Source organism: Prauserella sediminis (assembly GCF_014195435.1).
GTDB lineage: Bacteria > Actinomycetota > Actinomycetes > Mycobacteriales > Pseudonocardiaceae > Prauserella > Prauserella salsuginis.
Genome location: NZ_JACIBS010000010.1, coordinates 1 through 17,582 on the forward strand (window position 1 = coordinate 1; position 17,582 = coordinate 17,582).

General features: G+C 71.5%; 13 protein-coding genes and 1 tRNA gene. 9 read left to right on the forward strand and 5 right to left on the reverse strand.

Annotation, left to right across the window (positions count from 1 at the left end):
- Nucleotides 1-17 precede the first annotated feature (17 nt).
- Nucleotides 18-1,226 (reverse strand): L,D-transpeptidase, encoded by a 1,209-nt coding sequence (locus FB384_RS24430; RefSeq protein WP_228726668.1) that lies wholly within the window; start codon nt 1,224-1,226, stop codon nt 18-20.
- A gap of 298 nt (nt 1,227-1,524) precedes the next feature.
- On the opposite strand from FB384_RS24430, the gene FB384_RS24435 reads away from it, so the two are divergent.
- Nucleotides 1,525-1,600, forward strand: a tRNA-Lys gene (locus FB384_RS24435).
- Nucleotides 1,601-2,038: 438 nt separating this feature from the next.
- Here FB384_RS24435 and FB384_RS24440 read toward each other — a convergent pair.
- The gene (locus tag FB384_RS24440) at nt 2,039-3,400 is read right to left on the reverse strand and encodes a dicarboxylate/amino acid:cation symporter (RefSeq protein WP_183787200.1); all 1,362 of its coding nucleotides are present in this window, start codon (nt 3,398-3,400) and stop codon (nt 2,039-2,041) included.
- Nucleotides 3,401-3,533: 133 nt separating this feature from the next.
- Here FB384_RS24440 and FB384_RS24445 point away from each other — a divergent pair, with 133 nt between their 5' ends.
- The gene (locus FB384_RS24445) at nt 3,534-4,265 is read left to right on the forward strand and encodes a hypothetical protein (RefSeq protein ID WP_183787201.1); all 732 of its coding nucleotides are present in this window, start codon (nt 3,534-3,536) and stop codon (nt 4,263-4,265) included.
- A 17-nt stretch (nt 4,266-4,282) separates the two neighbouring features.
- On the opposite strand, the gene FB384_RS24450 is transcribed toward FB384_RS24445, so the two are convergent.
- The gene (locus tag FB384_RS24450; protein ID WP_183787202.1) at nt 4,283-5,911 is read right to left on the reverse strand and encodes a PucR family transcriptional regulator; all 1,629 of its coding nucleotides are present in this window, start codon (nt 5,909-5,911) and stop codon (nt 4,283-4,285) included.
- 151 nt (nt 5,912-6,062) lie between these two features.
- Here FB384_RS24450 and pruA point away from each other — a divergent pair, with 151 nt between their 5' ends.
- From pruA to FB384_RS24485, 7 genes are all read left to right on the forward strand, one after another.
- Nucleotides 6,063-7,700, forward strand: coding sequence for an L-glutamate gamma-semialdehyde dehydrogenase (gene pruA, locus FB384_RS24455; protein ID WP_183787203.1), 1,638 nt, complete (start codon nt 6,063-6,065; stop codon nt 7,698-7,700).
- A 5-nt stretch (nt 7,701-7,705) separates the two neighbouring features.
- Nucleotides 7,706-8,662, forward strand: coding sequence for a proline dehydrogenase family protein (locus FB384_RS24460; protein ID WP_183787204.1), 957 nt, complete (start codon nt 7,706-7,708; stop codon nt 8,660-8,662).
- Nucleotides 8,663-8,847: 185 nt separating this feature from the next.
- The gene (locus tag FB384_RS24465; protein ID WP_183787205.1) at nt 8,848-9,819 is read left to right on the forward strand and encodes an NADPH:quinone oxidoreductase family protein; all 972 of its coding nucleotides are present in this window, start codon (nt 8,848-8,850) and stop codon (nt 9,817-9,819) included.
- A gap of 91 nt (nt 9,820-9,910) precedes the next feature.
- Nucleotides 9,911-11,419, forward strand: coding sequence for a methyltransferase domain-containing protein (locus tag FB384_RS24470; RefSeq protein ID WP_183787206.1), 1,509 nt, complete (start codon nt 9,911-9,913; stop codon nt 11,417-11,419).
- Between the two features lie 430 nt (nt 11,420-11,849).
- The gene (locus FB384_RS24475) at nt 11,850-12,920 is read left to right on the forward strand and encodes a sensor histidine kinase (RefSeq protein WP_183787207.1); all 1,071 of its coding nucleotides are present in this window, start codon (nt 11,850-11,852) and stop codon (nt 12,918-12,920) included.
- Nucleotides 12,913-14,142 (forward strand): hypothetical protein, encoded by a 1,230-nt coding sequence (locus tag FB384_RS24480; protein WP_183787208.1) that lies wholly within the window; start codon nt 12,913-12,915, stop codon nt 14,140-14,142. Before FB384_RS24475 ends, FB384_RS24480 begins: the two co-directional genes overlap by 8 nt.
- Before the next feature lie 5 nt (nt 14,143-14,147).
- The gene (locus FB384_RS24485; protein ID WP_308216668.1) at nt 14,148-14,774 is read left to right on the forward strand and encodes a response regulator transcription factor; all 627 of its coding nucleotides are present in this window, start codon (nt 14,148-14,150) and stop codon (nt 14,772-14,774) included.
- Between the two features lie 61 nt (nt 14,775-14,835).
- Here FB384_RS24485 and FB384_RS24490 read toward each other — a convergent pair whose 3' ends face one another.
- Complete coding sequence (locus tag FB384_RS24490) at nt 14,836-16,785, reverse strand: AfsR/SARP family transcriptional regulator (RefSeq protein ID WP_183787210.1); 1,950 nt, start codon at nt 16,783-16,785, stop codon at nt 14,836-14,838.
- Nucleotides 16,786-17,053: 268 nt separating this feature from the next.
- Nucleotides 17,054-17,563 (reverse strand): YbaB/EbfC family nucleoid-associated protein, encoded by a 510-nt coding sequence (locus FB384_RS24495; protein WP_323985425.1) that lies wholly within the window; start codon nt 17,561-17,563, stop codon nt 17,054-17,056.
- Nucleotides 17,564-17,582 lie beyond the last annotated feature (19 nt).

Consider the following 17,582-nt stretch of genomic DNA (forward strand, 5'->3'; position numbering starts at 1 on the left):
ACACGGACGTCGGATCCTCAGGCGTCCTCGGAGGTCCACTCGTCCCACGACATCTGCCACACACTCCAGCCGTCGGTCGGTTCGAGTGTTTGCCCACCCGCGTTCCGCACGGTGATCAGATCACCGGGTTTCGAGTTCTTCATCAGCCACGCGGCGTTCTCCGTGGACAGGTTGATGCACCCGTGACTGGTGTTGGTATTGCCCTGATACCCCACCGACCACGGCGCCGAATGGTAGAAGATGCCCGAGTACGACATCCGAGTCGCGTACTCGACCCACAGCCGGTAGCCGTCACCGCTGTCGGTCGGCACGCCGTAGGTGCTGGAATCCATCGTGTAGCCGTTGTGCTCGCTCATCACCGTGTAGGTGCCGTTCGGTGTCGGCGAGGACGGCTTGCCCATCGAGATCGGCATTCGCCTGACCCGTTCGTCGTCGACGAACACGGACATGTGATGCGACTTCCCGTCCGCGATCGCGGTGACCTTGCGGCCGATCTCCAGCGAGGCCTGCTGATCCTCGGCTCCGTAGAGGCCACCGCCGAGCGGTTTGCCGTAGATCGCCGCATCGACGGTGACTTTCGTACCGGGCTCCCAGTACGCCTTCGGCCGCCACGTCACCTCGGAGTCACTGCGCCAGCGGAACGCACCCTCGGTGTCGTTGTCGGTGCGGACGCGCAACGCCCGCTCGGCGAGCTTGCGGTCGGGGACGTCGGTGCTGAACGTGAACACCAGCGGCATACCGACGCCGACCTTCTGGCCCTCCTGCACGTTGAGGTAGACCTCGGCCTGCCCCTGTGGGACGAGCGTGGTGAACGTCGCCTTCTCCGTGACGGTCTCGCCGTCGTCCCCCTCGGCGGTCGCCTTCAGCGTGTAGGTCTTGCCGTACCCGAGCGGTTCGGACGCCCGCCACGCGGTGTCCTGCTGTGTCGTGCCGCCGTCGACGACGGTGCCGTCCTCACCCACGAGGGAGGCCTCGGTGATCGTGCCGTGCTGCACCGTGGCCGTGAACGCGCGGCCGGGCGCGACGTCGTCGGCTCCCTGTCTCACCGACAGGTCCAGCTCGGCAGGCTGCGCTGGCCGCGTCGTGTCCCCGGAACCATCCCCACCGCCACTCGCGCCGCGTTCCTGTGCCGTCGACGTGCATCCCGCGGCGAGCACGCCCCCGACGATCATGATCGTTGCCAGCCGCGCCCAGCTGCCCGGTGCGGCCATCCCCCAACGCCCCATCGACAACCTTTCAGTTGACGTTGTCAGTCCTTCGTGCGAATACCGCCAGTCTGCCGGATCACACCCCGTGTGCAGGGCGGAGTTAATAGGAGTGAGACGTACGAGCACCCCGATTCGTTGCGTCGTCTGCTGGTGCCGTCACTTCCACCTCCGCCCCAGCGCCGACGTGCGATGATGCGGAACCGGAGGGGGGTCGTTCGGGGCCGGTACACACCGTGCTAATCTTTTTCCCGTCGCAAGGGAGACCGAGGACGCCGCGCCGGACAGGCCGAAGCGACCGGGTTTTCATTCGCGTGACGCGCCGTTAGCTCAATAGGCAGAGCAGCTGGCTCTTAACCAGCGGGTTCGGGGTTCGAGTCCCTGACGGCGCACCACAGCCCCAGGCCATCGGTCTGGGGCTCTTCTTCATTCCGGCCCGTTTCTTTCAGGCCCCTTCTCCGTTCGGGTCGAAGTCACTATCGGTTCGAACGAAGCCACTCCGCGTTCGCCGCCGGTCCGGCGCGAGCCGATGCGCACCCTCCCAAGCCCGCGATCGAAACGCGGCACCCCGACCCGCCAGCCCGCCGTAGTACGCGTGTCTGCAGCGGGGGCCGACGGACCGAACGTGGTACAGACCACTCGACCGAACGACGGGCCACGCCGGACCGCAGTAACCCACCGAACGCGAGTCACCCCGTGCACCGCAGCATGCGGCACCGACAGCGAGGCGCGCGATCCCATGTCGCGCCGTGGGATCGCGCGCCTCGCCCCAGGTGGGCACCGTGTCCGTGCCGTGCCGGCACACGCAGGTCGGCACGTGCCGGAACGGTGCGTCAGACCGGCGCGCCCTCCTTGACGTTCTCCTCGCTCGCTCTGGCACCCGTGTCCGTCAACAGCGGCGGCGCACTCGGAGCGTCGAGCACCTCGTCGTCGAGCAGCCCCTCGGTGCGAGCGACCACGGTCGGCACCGCGATCTGGCCCGCGACGTTGGTCGCCGTGCGCATCATGTCCATGATCGGGTTCACCGAGTAGATCAGCGCGATGCCCGTGGCGACCTGCGCCGGGTCGAGCCCGATGACCGTCCCGGTGAGCGTCAGCGCGGTGAGCCAGCCCGTGGTGCCCGCCGTGGCGAGCGCGCCGAACACGGCCACCACGACGATGCCGAGGTACTGCCCGACACTCAGCGAAACCCCGGAGATGTTGGCGATGAAGATCGCGCCGATGGCGGGAAAGACCGCAGCGCAACCATCCATTTTGGTCGCACTCGCGAGCGGCGTCGCGAAGGCTGCGTAGCCGGGGTCGACACCCAGATTCACCGTCGTCTGCCGCGTCAACGGCAGCGTCGCACCCGACGACTGCGACACGAACGCGAATTGGATCGCCGTCCACGCCTTACCGAAGAAGCGTCCCGGGCTCACCCTCGCCACCAGACGGAGCAACGTGGGGTAGACGACGAACATGACCAGTCCACTGCCGACGTACACGGCCACCGTCATCGACAGCAGCGGCCGGAACAGCGAATCGCCGTACTCGGCCACAGCGGAGCCGATGAGACCGAGAATGCCCAGCGGAGCCAGCCGCACGATCCAGCCGAGGTACCGCTGGATGATCTCGAACACGCTCGTGACGACGTCGATGAACGGCGCGGCGCGCTCGCCCAGACTGTAGGCAGCGGCGCCGATCACCAGCGCCAGGAACAGCACCTGGAGCGTCTGCCCGTCGGCGAACGCGGCGACGAAGTTGTCCGGCACGATGCCGTCGAGGAACGCCGTCCACGAACCCCACTCCCCGACGCTGCCGGCGGCCTTCTCGGCGTTCTCGGCCGTGGCCTCGACCCCGCCGAGACCACCGCTGCCCGGGTTGAACAGCAGGCCCACTCCGATGCCGATCAGTACGGCGATCAGGGACGTCGTCGCGAACCACGCGACCGTCTTCCCGCCGAGCCGCGCCGCGGTGCGCCCGCCGCCGAGTCCGCGGAGGCTGTTGATACCGACGATGATCGCGGTGAACACCAGCGGCACCACCGCGATCTGCAGCAGGGTGGTGAACACCGAACCGATGTGGTCCAGCACCTCGGCGAGCCAGGTCGTCCCTGTGACGCGGGCCAACGCGCCCAGCCCGGCACCGAGGAGGAGAGAACCGATGACCGCGGACGCGAAGACCGCGGGTTTCGTATACACGCGCAGCAAGGACACGAAGCCGCTCCGAAGACGGGGTTGCCGATAGATCCGGTATCGACAACACGGCGGGCCCCCGCCGTCTTCCTCGTCCCAGATCGTGGAACCCGGCCGGTCCGGCGGCCCTACCTCGGCTGGGACGATGGCAGGTGTGACGACGCCCGAACGCCGACCGGCCCGCCGCGCACCCGACGGCAGCGGTTGGCGCACCCGCGCGAATCTGGTCGTGCCGGTCCTGCTCAGCCTGTTCGGGCTCTCGATGGTGGTCTGCGCCGCGCTGCCCGTGATCGGCGCGCCGCCGGGCGCCCGTGTCCTGCTCGCCGGGTTCGGCGCCGTCCTCCTGCTGCTGGCCTGGCCGAACGGCCGCCGCGGCAGGCGCGCACCGTATCCGACGATCCACGACGGCGTTGCTGCCACGGCCGTCCCTCGGCGGGGCATCCGGCTGTCCTCGGCGATGGCGACGCTCGTGCTGGGAGTGACGCTCGTCGTCGCGGCCGTCGGCTCCTGGCGGGTCGACGGCGAAGCGGAACCCGTGATGGCCGTGCTCGGCGGGCTCGTCACTCTCGCCGGTGCCGCCACGGCCTTCCATCCGCGCGCCCGCAGGCCCGCGCCGCTCCTGGTCACCGCTCAAGGGCTCGCCGTACCCGACGTGGACGGGTACGGCGAGACACCGTGGCCCGACATCGCCTCGATCGACCGCGGTTGGACGTTCGTCGGGAGGCGGTGGACGTTCCCGCGCCACTACCGCAACCACATCGCGGTGACCGGCCGCGACGGCGCGTGCCTGGCGTTGCTGCCGATCGAACGGTTCGCCGGCGATCCCGCGGCGGTGCTCGCCCTCCTGCGGTCCCACCATGCCGAGCACGCGAGCGAGGCGACCTGACCACCGGCCGGACGCCGTCATCGGTGGCGGAGGCGCACGGCCAGCTGGAGTTCCAGCAACAGCCGGTCCGAAGGGTCGCGCAGGTCCAGCCCCGTCAGCTGTTCCACGCGGCGCAGGCGGTACCGCAGCGTGTTCGGATGAACCCGCACGCGTTCGGCCGCGCTGCGGACGTCGCCGTGGCAGGCCAGGAACGCCGCGGCGCTCGCGCGCAGCTCGGTGCCGTGGCGGTCGTCGTACTCGCCCAACGCGTCGACCCGCGGGTCGTGCATCTCCGGACGCGAGCCGACCATGTCGAGGATCTCGCCCAGCAGCACCGCGGTCCGGGATTCGGCGAGCGTCGTCACCCGCCCCTGCGGCGGGGTGTCGGCGGTGCCGTCCAGGACCCGATCCACCTCGGCACGTGCCGCCGCGACGTCCCCGAGCCGGGCGACCCCGCCCGCGATCGCCGCGCGCAACACCACCGACCGCGTCTCCTCGAGCGCCCCGACCAGCTGCCGCGCCCACGCCGCGACCGCCTGCTGCGAGCTGTACCCGGGAAGCAGGACGTAGGCACGGTCGCCGAGCATCGTCGTCACCGAGTCACGGCGGAAGGCGCTCGCGTGCAGCCGCAGCACGCTGCCGGTCCGGCCGAGACGTCCCGGCTCCGAGGCCGCGAACCCGATCACCGCGACCGGACCGGCCGACGGCAGGTTCAGCGCACCCGCCAGTGACGGCACGTCCACGCCCTCGCCGTGCAGCCCGAACAGCCGCTGGATGAGCATCTCCTCCGTGGACGGCGCGTTGTGGGTGCGCACGATGATCCGTGCCGCGATCGCCGCGGCGCCCCGCAGCACGTCCGCGGCATCCGGCGAGAACGGCTGCTCACCCTGCTGCAGCCAGATCGATCCCAGCGTGCGCCCGGTCTCCCCGTCATCAGCCGGTTCACGGATACCGACGACCAGCCGTCGTTTCGTGCCGAGCTCGGCGTGCTCGGGCACGTCGACGACCTCGTCGCCGGTGCGCAGCCGGTCGTAGACGCCCCATCGGTGCAGCACCCGCAGGTAGTCGCGCGGGCCTTCCCTCCCGAGGATCGACAGGGTGCGTAGTTCGTCGGCGGTCTCGTCGGACGGCGAGTGGGCCAGCACCCGCGAGGCGGCGTCCTCGATCGACACCATGCCGCCCGCGTTGCGCGCGACGCTCTGTGCCAGGTCGAACAGGTCCGTGTCGGCGGCGAGCAGGTCGGGGTCGGCGGGTGCGGTGGGTTGCCGGTGGCTGCGGTCGAGCATGCGCTGTACCCGCGGGAAGACGTGGTCCCAGCGCGCCCGAGGATGCACCTCGACGAACGCCACCCCTGCGCTCCGGGCCGCCTCGTGCACCTCCGGCGACGCCGTCTTCGACAGCACGGCTCGGGGCCGCAGACTCGCCGGCCTCCCGGTCAGCGCGGCGAAGTACGCCAGCTCCTCGTCATCGCGCACCCCCACGTGCACGCACACGTCGGGGGCGGAGGTCTTCTCCTCCGCCGGCCCGCCATCGGCGAGCTCCGCGCCGTCGACGAGCGCCACCGAGGAGACCACCGCGGACGGATCGCCCACGACCGCGCCCACGACGGCGGTGTCGAGGGCGTCGACGAGTTCGCGCAGCGTGCTCGCGCGACCGCTGTCGGCCATCGGATACCTCCCTCACGCGGTCGTTGTCCGATTGGACGAAGTATTCCCGCTCGCTTTGTCCGATCGGCTCAGTTTACGGATGCTCACGCGCTGCTTCACTACCCACGTGTGCGAACCCGCTCGCACGTCCGCGAAGGAGGTCTCGAGGTCCATGGACGGCATCACCAACGTTCCGCAGCCGGCGAACGAACCGGTCAACTCGTACGCGCCCGGCACACCCGAACGCGCCCGGCTGGAGGCGAAGCTGGCCGAGCTGGACGCGAACCCCACCGAGGTCCACCACGTCATCGGCGGCGAGCATCGCCGCAGCGCGACGACCGTGCAGAACGTGGTGCAGCCACACAAGCACGCCTCCGTGCTCGGCACGTTCACGCACGCCACGCGGCAGGACGTCAGCGACGCCGTCGAGGCGGCCGATGCCGCGGCGCCCGCATGGGCGGCCATGCCGTTCGACGAGCGGGCCGCGATCTTCCTGCGCGCCGCCGACCTGCTGTCCGGTCCGTGGCGCGAGACCATCGCCGCCGCGACGATGCTGGGCCAGTCGAAGACCGCCTACCAGGCCGAGATCGACGCCCCGTGCGAGCTCATCGACTTCTGGCGGTTCAACGTCCACTTCGCACGTCAGCTGATGACCGAACAGCCGCTGTCGGTGCCCGGCGTGTGGAACCGCGTCGAGTACCGGCCGCTCGAAGGATTCGTCTACGCGGTCACGCCGTTCAACTTCACCGCCATCGCCGGCAACCTGCCCACCGCACCCGCGCTCATGGGCAACACGGTCGTGTGGAAGCCGTCGGACACCCAGGCCGTGTCGGCGTACCTGACGATGCAGCTGCTCGAGGCGGCCGGCCTGCCCAAGGGCGTCATCAACCTCGTCACCGGCCCCGGCCCCGACATCTCCGACGTCGTGCTGCCCGACCCGCGCCTGTCCGGCATCCACTTCACCGGCTCCACGCAGACGTTCCAGACCCTCTGGGCCGAGGTCGGCACCAACATCTCGCGCTACCGCTCCTACCCGCGCCTGGTCGGCGAGACCGGCGGCAAGGACTTCGTCGTCGCACACAGCTCGGCCAACCCCGACGTCCTCACGACCGCGCTGATCCGCGGCGCGTTCGACTACCAGGGCCAGAAGTGCTCCGCGGCCTCGCGCGCGTTCATCCCGCGATCGGTGTGGGCGAAGATGGGCGAGGACCTCATCGCCAAGACCAGCGCCCTCTCCTACGGCGACGTGGCCGACCTGTCTAACTACGGCGGAGCCGTCATCGACAAGCGCTCGTTCGACCGCAACGCCGCCGCACTGGAGCGCGCCAAGTCGACGCCGAGCCTGACGGTCGCCGCCGGCGGCGGCGCCGACGACAGCGTCGGCTACTTCATCGAGCCGACGATCCTGCTCGGCGACGACCCGACCGACGAGGCGTTCCAGCAGGAGTACTTCGGCCCGATCCTGGCGATCCACGTCTACGACGACTCGAAGCCGGGCGCGTTCGATGAGATCCTGGAGACGGTGGACTCCGGCTCGGCGTACGCCCTGACCGGCGCGGTGATCGCGGACGACCGCGACGCCGTGGCCAGGGCGTCCGAAAAGCTGCGGTTCGCCGCGGGCAACTTCTACATCAACGACAAACCGACCGGTTCGATCGTGGGTCAGCAGCCGTTCGGCGGTGCCCGCGCCTCGGGCACCAACGACAAGGCGGGTTCGCCGCAGAACCTGCTGCGGTGGGCCTCGGCACGCTCCATCAAGGAGACCTTCGTGGCCCCGACCGATCACCGCTACCCGCACCAGGGGGTGTGATCACCATGCCGTCTCCGCTGCGCACGAGCCTGCTCGCCGCGGCGAGGTCGAAGCGCCTCGAACGGATGGCCTCCCGGCTCTCGCTCACGCGCAAGGTCGTCGACCGCTTCGTGGCCGGCGAGACCGAACAGCAGGCGCTCGCCACCTCCCGGGACATCCTCGACTCGGGCCGGTTCATCACGATCGACCACCTCGGCGAGGACACCACGGACACCTCGCAGGCGACCGCGACCGTGCAGGCCTACCTGTCGCTCCTGTCGGCTCTCGCGCCGCTGGCCGGCGAGCAGGCCGCGGCGGGCGGACCCCGTCCCGTGGAGGTCTCGCTGAAGTTGTCGGCCCTCGGCCAGTTCGTGGGAGCCGACGGAGATCGGATCGCGCTGGAGAACGCGCACAAGATCTGCACCGCGGCCGAGGAGGCCGGCGTGTGGGTCACGGTCGACGCCGAGGACCACACGACGACCGATTCGACGTTGTCGATCGTGCGCGAGCTGCGCAGCGATTTCCCGCAGCTGGGCACGGTGCTGCAGGCCTATCTCAAACGCACCGAGGCCGACTGCGCCGACCTGTCCGGACCGGGGTCCCGGATCCGGCTGTGCAAGGGCGCCTACGCCGAGCCGGCGAGCGTGGCCTACCAGGGCGATGCGGTCGACGAGGCGTACGTGCGGTGCCTGCGGGTGCTGATGAACGGCCGCGGCTACCCGATGGTGGCCACGCACGATCCGGCGATGGTGCAGGCCGGACTTCGCCTGGCCACCGAGTCGGGCCGCGGCACCGACGAGTACGAGATGCAGATGCTCTACGGCGTCCGCGACACCGAGCAGCTCCGGCTCGTCGGGCAGCAGCGGCACCTGCGCGTGTACCTGCCCTACGGCACCGAGTGGTACGGCTACTTCATGCGCCGCCTTGCCGAGAAACCCGCCAATCTGGCGCTGTTCCTGAGGGCACTGACTTCGCAGAAGTGACCGCCGGGCCGCGCTCCTGGTGCGCCCCAAAAGCACCGGAGGCTTGGGCCAGGGCTGTCCCCCGGGGGCGCGCCGGGGGTCGTCGGTGTCACATCGGGTGGCGGGTCCTCGGGGTGTCCCGGGGTCCCGCCACCGCCATAGACTCGCCCGCGATCGATGATCAACGGCGAAAGGCGCGCACAAGGATGTACGCAGCAACGGTCACCCGCACCGATGGCCCGGCAGCTCTCGAGGTCATCGACACTCCCGCGCCGAAAGCCGGCGACGGCCAGATCCTCATCGACGTCAAGGCGGCCGGGGTCAATTTCCCCGACCTGCTGCTGACGAAGAACATGTACCAGTACAAGCCGGAGCCGCCGTTCACGCTCGGCGGGGAGCTGGCGGGGGTCGTCCGCGAGGCCCCGGCCGATTCCCGTTTCTCCCCCGGCGATCGCGTCGCCGCCAGCACCACCACGGGCGCCTTCGCCGAGCAGGTCGTCGCGCCGGTCACCAACGTGTTCCCACTACCGGATGCGATGAGTTTCGCCGCGGGCGCCTGCCTGCCGATGAACTACCTGACCATGACGTTCGCGCTACTCAAGCGAGGGCAGCTGCAGCAGGGCGAAACGGTGCTCGTGCACGGCGCGGCGGGTGGCATCGGCACGGCCACCATCCAACTCGCCTCGGCCATGGGCGCACACGTCGTCTCCGTGGTGTCCACTGAGGACAAGGCGCGGTTCGTGTCGTCGGTCGGTTCCCACGACGTCGCCGGAGCCGACGGGTTCAAGGACGCAGTCGCCGAACTCACCGACGGCCGCGGCGTCGACCTGGTGGTCGACCCGGTCGGCGGCGACCGTTTCACCGACTCCCTGCGCAGCCTCGCCCCGCTGGGCCGGCTGCTGGTCATCGGTTTCACCGCGGGTGACATCCCCACTGTCAAGGTCAACCGCCTGCTGCTGAACAACATCGACGTCCGCGGGGTCGCGTGGGGCGCCTACGTCATGGCCGATCCGGCGCGCCTGCGCGCGGAGTGGGACGTGCTGCTTCCCTACCTCGAGTCCGGTGTGGTCGATCCGCCGATCGCGGCGACCTATCCGCTGTCCCGGGCGGGCGAAGCCGTCGCCCAACTCGAGGACCGCGCCGTGCTCGGCAAGGTCGTGGTGGACCCGACGGCGTAACCAGGCGGCCGGGCGGGCGGCGACGGCGGCCGCCCGCGATCGTGAGGGAAACGCCCGGTGCCGCCACCCTCGTTCGTTAGCCTCGAAGGCGATGAGCACGCCCGGAGCCACCGCCGCCGATACCGACAACGCGACCGACACGGCGACCGACGCCCACACCGCGACGGCCGTCGTGGATCGCGCCTACCGGCTGATCCTCGGCAGAGCCCCGGACGCCGACGGGCTGGCGTACTACACGGAGCGGCTGCGCTGCGGAGAACTGTCGAAGCCGCAGTTGTGCGCAGCGCTCGCGAGTTCGGACGAGTTCGCCGGCAGGCTCTCCCCCGAGCAGGCGGCGCCGGAAGCCGGCGCGGCCCGGGCGGCGGCCGCGCGTGACCCCGAGTTCGTCGACGCCGCCGAACTCCTCCGCACCACGACGGTCGAGGACCTGGCCGCCACCGCCGAGGAGTACTTCTCCTCGCTCGACGACGCCGAGCTGCTGCTGACGAAGCCGTTGAAGGAGCCCGGCGAGGCCGCCGATCTGCTGGTGACGTTCGGCCAGGTGCTGCGCGGGCTGCAACCGGCGGCGGGCATGACGGTGCTGGATTTCGGCGCGGGCACCTGCTGGACGAGCCGGTTGCTCACCCAGCTCGGCTGCCACGTGATCGCCGCGGACGTCTCACCGTCGGCGCTCGCACTCGGCCGCGAGCTGTACGCCCGCCAGCCCGTGCTCGGCGACCGGCCGGAACCGGAGTTCCTGACGTTCGACGGCCACCGCATCGACCTGCCCGACGGCAGCGTCGACCGGATCCTGTCCTACGACGCACTCCACCATGTGCCGAACCCCGACCAGGTACTCGCCGAGTTCGCGCGCGTGCTGCGGCCGGGAGGCCTGGCCGCGTTCGCCGAACCGGGCCCCGAACACTCGCTGCAACCGCAGTCGCAGTACGAGATGCGGCACTTCGGGGTACTCGAGAACGACGTGGTGATCGAACAGGTGTGGGACCGGGCGCGCCGGATCGGGTTCGCCGACCTGCGGCTCTGCCTGCTCGACTCGGCACCGCAGTGGGTCGACCTGCCGACGTTCCAGGACGTGCTGGCCGCCCACGCCGACGGCTCGGTGTTCCCGGAGCCCACGCGCGCGGCGATCGGCGACCGGCGCATGTTCGTGCTCCGCCGCGACGGCGTCGAGACGCCCGACAGCCGCGCCGCGGACGGGCTCCGCGCCGAGCTGACGTTCTCCGACCTCGAGGTCACCGCATCCACCTCCGGCGTGGGCGGCACCACCGTCCGCGGGACGTGCCTGCTGCGCAACTCCGGCACCCGCACCTGGCTGCCGTCCGACGCGGCGCACGGTCCCGTGTTCCTCGGCGCCCGCCTGCGCACGGCCGACGGCATGCTGAGCGACCGGCTCGCCGACTCCGGCGGCCGGACTCCGTTGCCCGGACGCGGTGTCGCCCCGGGCGAGGAGGTGACCGTCGCGGTACGACTCGACGTGCCCGGGCAGCTCGGCGACGCCACCGGCGCCGCGCCGGTCGCCGTGGAGTTCGACCTGGTCAGCGAGTTCGTGTGCTGGTTCTCGATCAACGGGTCGGCCCCGGTGACCGTGCCGCTGCCCTGACCCCGGTTCCGGCGCAGGACTCGGCGCCGCTGTCACCGACCCCGGTGACCGTGGGACTCGGTGTCCGATCCGTGGCGTCGTCCCCGTGCCCGACGTCCCCGTGCCCCGACGTCGCTGCGCCCCGGCCTCGCCGTGCCCGTCCCCCAAACGTCGCCGTGCCCGGCCTTGGCTCTGCGCTCCGCGAGCCGCGGCGATTCGTCCCTGTTGTCCCGGTTTCCGCTGGTGGCAGCGCATACGGCTGACCGGCAGTCGGTGGGGAGCGATAACCTCCGCTCGCACTTTTGGGGAGACCTGGGACCGCGCGGCACGCGCGCGCAGACGGCGCAAGACGAGGTGAGCACCGATCCGGCAGGCGACGACGAGCGACCCGGCCAGTGCGGGCCCCACGGAGGCGAGGCTGTACGCCGCCTTCCGCCGCTACGCCGTCGGCGTGCGGATCGCCGTGGTACTCGCCTGCACCGCGCTCGCCATGATCGGCGTGCCGGACCGCTACGAACCGGCGGTGCTGGTCGCCGCAGTCGTCACGGCATGGTGCGGACTGTCTGCGTGGTGGACGTGGCGGGCCCCGCACCACGCCGTACCGGCCAGGGTCGTCGCCGCGGCGCTCGTCGCGCTGCCGGCCGTGGAACTCACCCAGCCCTGGACGGCCATCGGCGCGTACAACGGCTGGGCGTTCGCGGTCGCGAGCATCACGAGTATCAGCATCCAGTTCGAACTGCCCACCCGGCCCCGGCTCGCCTTGCTGGTCACCGTCGTCGCCGCCGGTTCCTACGTCGCCGGTGCGGCGATGGTGCGCCCGCTGGCCGACGCAGCACTGTTCGGGGTCAGGCTGCTGCTCGACGCCCTGCTGTCGCGCTGTGTGTTCCTGCTGATCCGGTCCCGCGCCCGTGCGGCCGATCGCGGGCGGGAACGGGCGGCCGCGCAACGGCGCGCCGCCCAGGTCGCCGCGGCCCGCCGCAGCACCGAACGCGAGTACCTCGCCACGCTGCACGACACGGCCAGCGCCACGCTGATGATGGTGTCCCTCGGCGCCGGTGCGCCCCAGGGCTCGTGGCTGCCCGATCGCGCACGCCGGGACCTCGACGCGATCACCACCGTTCCCACGCCGCCGGGAACCCGCCAGGGCACCGTCGACCTCCCGGTCCTGCTCCGCCAGGCGACCGCGCACCCACTCGTCGACGTGAGCTGGGACGTTCCGGACACACTGCCGTTGCCCGCGCGGCCGGCCCTGGCGATCTCCCACGGGGTACGCGAAGCGGTGGAGAACGTGGCCCGCCACTCCGGCGTGACCGAAGCCCACCTGCGGGTGCAGCGTTCGGCGGGCGCGGTCGAGGTCACACTGGCCGACGCCGGCAGCGGCTTCGATCCCGCCACCGTCGGCGACCACCACCACGGCACGAGCGAGTCGATCTCAGGGCGCATGACCGACGCCGGCGGCACCGCCGTGATCGAATCCGCTCCCGGCCACGGCACGACGGTCCGCTGGAGCTGGTATGACTGACCACGCCACCGCCACGTCCGCGACCGGTCCGGTACCCGCTCCTTGGCCCGCCTCGACTGCGCACCCACCGGATCCGCCGTCGCCGGAGGCGTCCCCGCCGCTCGGGCAGACGGCCGAGCAGGTGCGGGACCGGCTGGTACGGGGCGCACAATCCGCGGTGCTGCTCGTCGGTGTGGCGGTGCAGCTCACCAGTTGCCTGCCCCAGCTGATCGCCAACCGCGACCGCTTCGGTCCGTGGTGGACCGAGCTGGTCGCGTTCGTCATGCTGGCGGGCGTCGCCGTGACTGCCGCGGCAGGCCTGCTGCGCCCCAGGCCGATGCCCCGTCCGCTGGCGTTCGCACTGTGCGGCGTGTGCGTGGCCGCCTCCGCCCTGGCGTCGATACCGATTCCGCCCGACCTGCTCCTCGTCGCCGACGACTGGTCGTTCGGCATCGCGGGCTGGTACATCCTCGCCCTGCTGCTGCGCATGCGCATGCGCACGATCGCGGCGTTCTTCGCGTGCCATGCGCTGGTCACTCTCATCGAGGTGCTGCTCAAGGGCGTGCCCGAGCGGTACATCACGGTCCAGATGGGCATGGTGGCGGTGTCGGTGTTCGGGTTGGAGCTCGCAGTGGCCCTGCTCGCCGTGGTGCTGCACCACACCGCGTCCGACGCGGGCGAGGCTGCCGAACGCGAGGAGCGCACCCGCACCGCGGAGGAGGTCGCCGAGGCCACGCACCGCGACCACCAGGCCCGCTACGCCCGGCTGCTCGACACGACCGTCCCACTGCTCACCGGCCTGGCCTACGGTGCGCTCGACCCGGGCGACGAGACGGTGCGCCGGCGCGCAGCCATCGAAACGGCCCGCATGCGCCAGCTGTTCGCCGAGACCGACGAGGTGTCCGACCCGCTGCTCCATGAGCTGCGTGCGGGAATCGACGTGGCCGAGCGGCAGGGCGTGTCGGTGCAGCTCGCGGTACGCGGTGAGATCCGGCCGGTGCCGCAGCCGGTGCGGCAGGAACTGGTGGCGGCCGCGGCGGCGGTGCTCGCGTCGGCGCGCACCACGGCCCGTGCCACAGTGATGCGCACGCAGGCAGCGGTCCGCGTGAGTGTCGTGGCCGACGCCCCCGCCGAGATCGGCGCGGCGATCGACGCCGAACAACGGACCCGCACCGAGACCACGACCACTACGAAGAACGGGAAGCTCTGGGTAGAGGCGGTATGGCGGACGAAATCACCGTGACGGTCGTGGACGATCATCCTGCGATGCTGGTCGGCATCGAGCAGTGGTATGCCGCCGCCGCGGAGCCGCTGCGGGTCGTGGCGAGCGGCGCGACCTCGAAGACCGCGTGGCTGCCGCCGGGCGACGCCGCGGATGTCGTGGTGTTCGACCTGCAGCTGGCGGGCCAGACCACGCCGGCGTTCGGTGAGCTGCGCCGCCTCGTCGACGCGGGCAGGAACGTCATCGTCTACACCATGCGCGACGACGAGCAGACCGCGCTGACCTGCCTCGATCTGGGCGCCGTGACCTTCCTGACCAAGACCGAGGGCGCCGATCACCTCGTGTCCGCCACGTTGGCCGCCGCCCGGAACCGCCCGTACACCCCACCCGCGCTGGCCGGTGCCCTGTCGGCCAACACCAGCTCGGATCGGCCGAAACTGTCGATCCGCGAGGAGGAAGTGCTGGTCGAGTGGTTCCAGTCCGAGTCACGGGACCTCGTGGCCCAGCGGCTGAACCTGTCGCCGAAGACCGTCACGACCTACCTCGACCGCGTGCGGCTGAAATACGCCAACGCGGGCAGGCCCGCGCGCAGCAAGGCCGCCCTGGTCGCGCGGGCCATTCAGGACGGCCTGATCAACGTCGACGACCTCTGATCCGGCCGAGCCGGTACCGGAGGCGGACCGTCCGGTGATCGTGCCACCCCCAGACGCACGATCACCGGACGTCCGACGGCCGCCACTCGACGGTGGCGAGCCGGTTCAGGTCACCGAGCCGGAAGGTGTCCGGGCCGCGCTGGGCGACGAGGTTCACCATGACGAGTCCGCGCACCAGCGTCCGCGCCTCGTTCCGGCCACGACCGGTGAGGCCTGCGACGTCGTCGACGTCGAAGTCCAGCTTCCCCCCGGCTGCCAGCATGTGCAGCAGTTCGGCCTGTTGCGGGGTGAGCTGCGCGTGCGCCCGCGTCAGCACCGCACGCATGCTGGTGGCCTCGTCCCCTGCGTCGAGCTGGTCGAGCCGGGTCGCTTCGGCCGCCAGCCTGCCCACGAGCCGCGCCGGATCCGAGTCCCCACCGTGGGTGAGTTCCTCGGCGGCGATCCGCAGCGCCAACGGCAGTCCGTCGCACAGGTCCACCAACTCGTAGACGTCGGCCGGGTCCCCGGCAGCGGCACCGGTGCACGCGGCCAGCACGCGCGCCCCGTCCTGCGGTCCCAGCGGCGGCACGCTCACCCGCACCGCGCCCTCACGGGCGACCAGCCCGCGCAGCTGGTTCCGGCTGGTGACGACCGCGGCCGACGTGCCGCCCGGCAGCAGCGGCCGGGCGGCCTCGGCGTCCCTGGCGTTGTCGAGCACGACGAGCGTGCGGTTCCGCGTGGTCACCCGGCGCAGCAACGCGGCTAGCGCCACCGGTTCGGCGGGGAGCTCACCCACCTCGCAGCCGACCTGGACGAGCAGATCGGTCAGCGCCTCGGCCGTCGTCAGCGGGGGTTCGGTGTCGAATCCGCGCAGGTCCACGTGCAGCACGCCGCCCGGAAAGCGTGGCTGGGACGTCTCCGCCGCTGCCGCGCTCACCCAGTGGGAGACCAGCGCCGTCTTGCCGACACCTGCCGGACCGTCGACGACGACGAGCCGCGCTCTCCCCCGGCCGAGCGCACCATCGAGCACGGCCAGTTCCTTTCGCCTGCCGGGCAACGGGTGAGCCGCATCGGCCACCGCGACCGCCCCGCTCAGCGAGCCGGTCCAGGCATCGGCGGCGACGTCGGTGTCGGTGCCGCCGGGGGTGTCGGTGTTGCTTGAGGTGCCGGTGCCGCCGGGGATGGCCGTGCCGACGGTGAGGGCGGGGTCGTGGTCACTGCCCGGCGACGCCGCGGGAGCCGATGCCGGAACGGGCGGCTTCGGAGCAGGCGCCGCAGCGGCGGGCGAGTTCGGACCGGGCGGCGTTGCGGCGGGCGGGGTTTCGGCGGGCGGGGTCGTGGCGGGCCTGCCGCTCCCCACGGACGGGGCACGCTGCGGGCCGTCCTCGCGGAGCAGCCGCTCGTGCACGCCCCGCAGGCTCGCACAGGGTTCGACGCCGAGGCCGTCGGCCAGCATGCGCCGCACCTCGTCGTAGGTGAGCAGCGCCTCGGCGGTTCGGCCGCTGTGGTGCAGCGCCAGCAGCAGCCGCGTCCACAGGCTCTCCCGGTGCGGATGCGCACTGGTGAGCGGACGTAGTTCGGACACGGCGCGCTCCGCCTGGCCGAGTTCGAGCCGCAGTTCCGCGCGGCGTTCGCAGACCTGGAGGTACTCCTCCTCCGCCGCATCGGCCGCGCTCGTGACCCACGGCATCGGTTCGAGTCCGCTCAACGCCCGTCCGCGCCACTGTCCCAGCGCGTCCTGCAACCGTCCGAGTTCCTCGGTGCGGCCGCGCCTGCCCGCGGCCGCACCGCGCGCCGCGTGATCGCCGGCTCCGTTCCGCCAGGCCGTGGCCGGAGCGGACGCCTCGGCCGCCTTCCGCCGCGACGCCCGGAACCGCTCCAGGTCGATGTCCCCCGGGCACACGCAGAGCCGGTATCCACCGGAGACCGCCTCGATGGCGGTGCCGGACCCGGCGCGGGAGAACCCGGTCCGCAACCGTTTGACGTAGCCGCGCAGGGTCGTGCGCGCCGTCTCGGGGGATCCTCGTCCCACACCCGGTCGATGAGCTCCTCGGTGGTCAGCAGCCGCCCCGCGCGGAGCGCGAGCGCCGCGAGCAGGAGTCGCTGTTTGCCACCCGGAATGAGCACCGGTGCGCCGGCCACGCGCACATCCAGTTCCCCGAGCATGCCGATGTCGATCGACGTCATCGTGTCCCCCACCTGAACGTGATGGCCACCGGCCGGTCGCCCGGTGCGTCGCCGACGCTAACGACACGCACCGGAAGGGTTTGTCGGTAGAACTGCCTACAAAATCGTCCAGATCAGCGACCACGGCGCAGGTAGGAGAACTCCGAGTAGTCATCCGGTTCCGGTCGGCGGTCACGGCGACCCGGTCGGACCGGTGGCGGTGCCTGCGAGACGTGCTGCGGTTCCGGCGACGGCCCCGGGTCGGCGGGTCTGCGGTCGCCGAACACCCGCTCGTCGGCGTCCAGGACGCGGTCGAGCAGGTCGGTGTCGCCGAAACCGCGTCGCACCACCTCGGCCTGCTGCCGCGCCGCGGCGTAGCGGGCCTGCGCGATCGTGTGTGTCACCGACGCCGACAGCGCCTCCGGCGCGACGTCGCCGACACCGCCGGTGAACGTCACGCGGCTGACGCCGCCGTCCGCGGTCGCGACCACCGTGACGACGCCGTCCGCCGAGGTCGCCGTGCCGGTCACCTCGGCGATTTCCTCGGTGACCTGCCGGTACGCCTCCGCGGCCCGCGCGTTGTCGGCCGCCGCCGTGTCGATCGCCTCGATGCGGCGCATCAGATCCTGCCCGGGATCGGTCACGTCCCTGTACCTCCTCGCC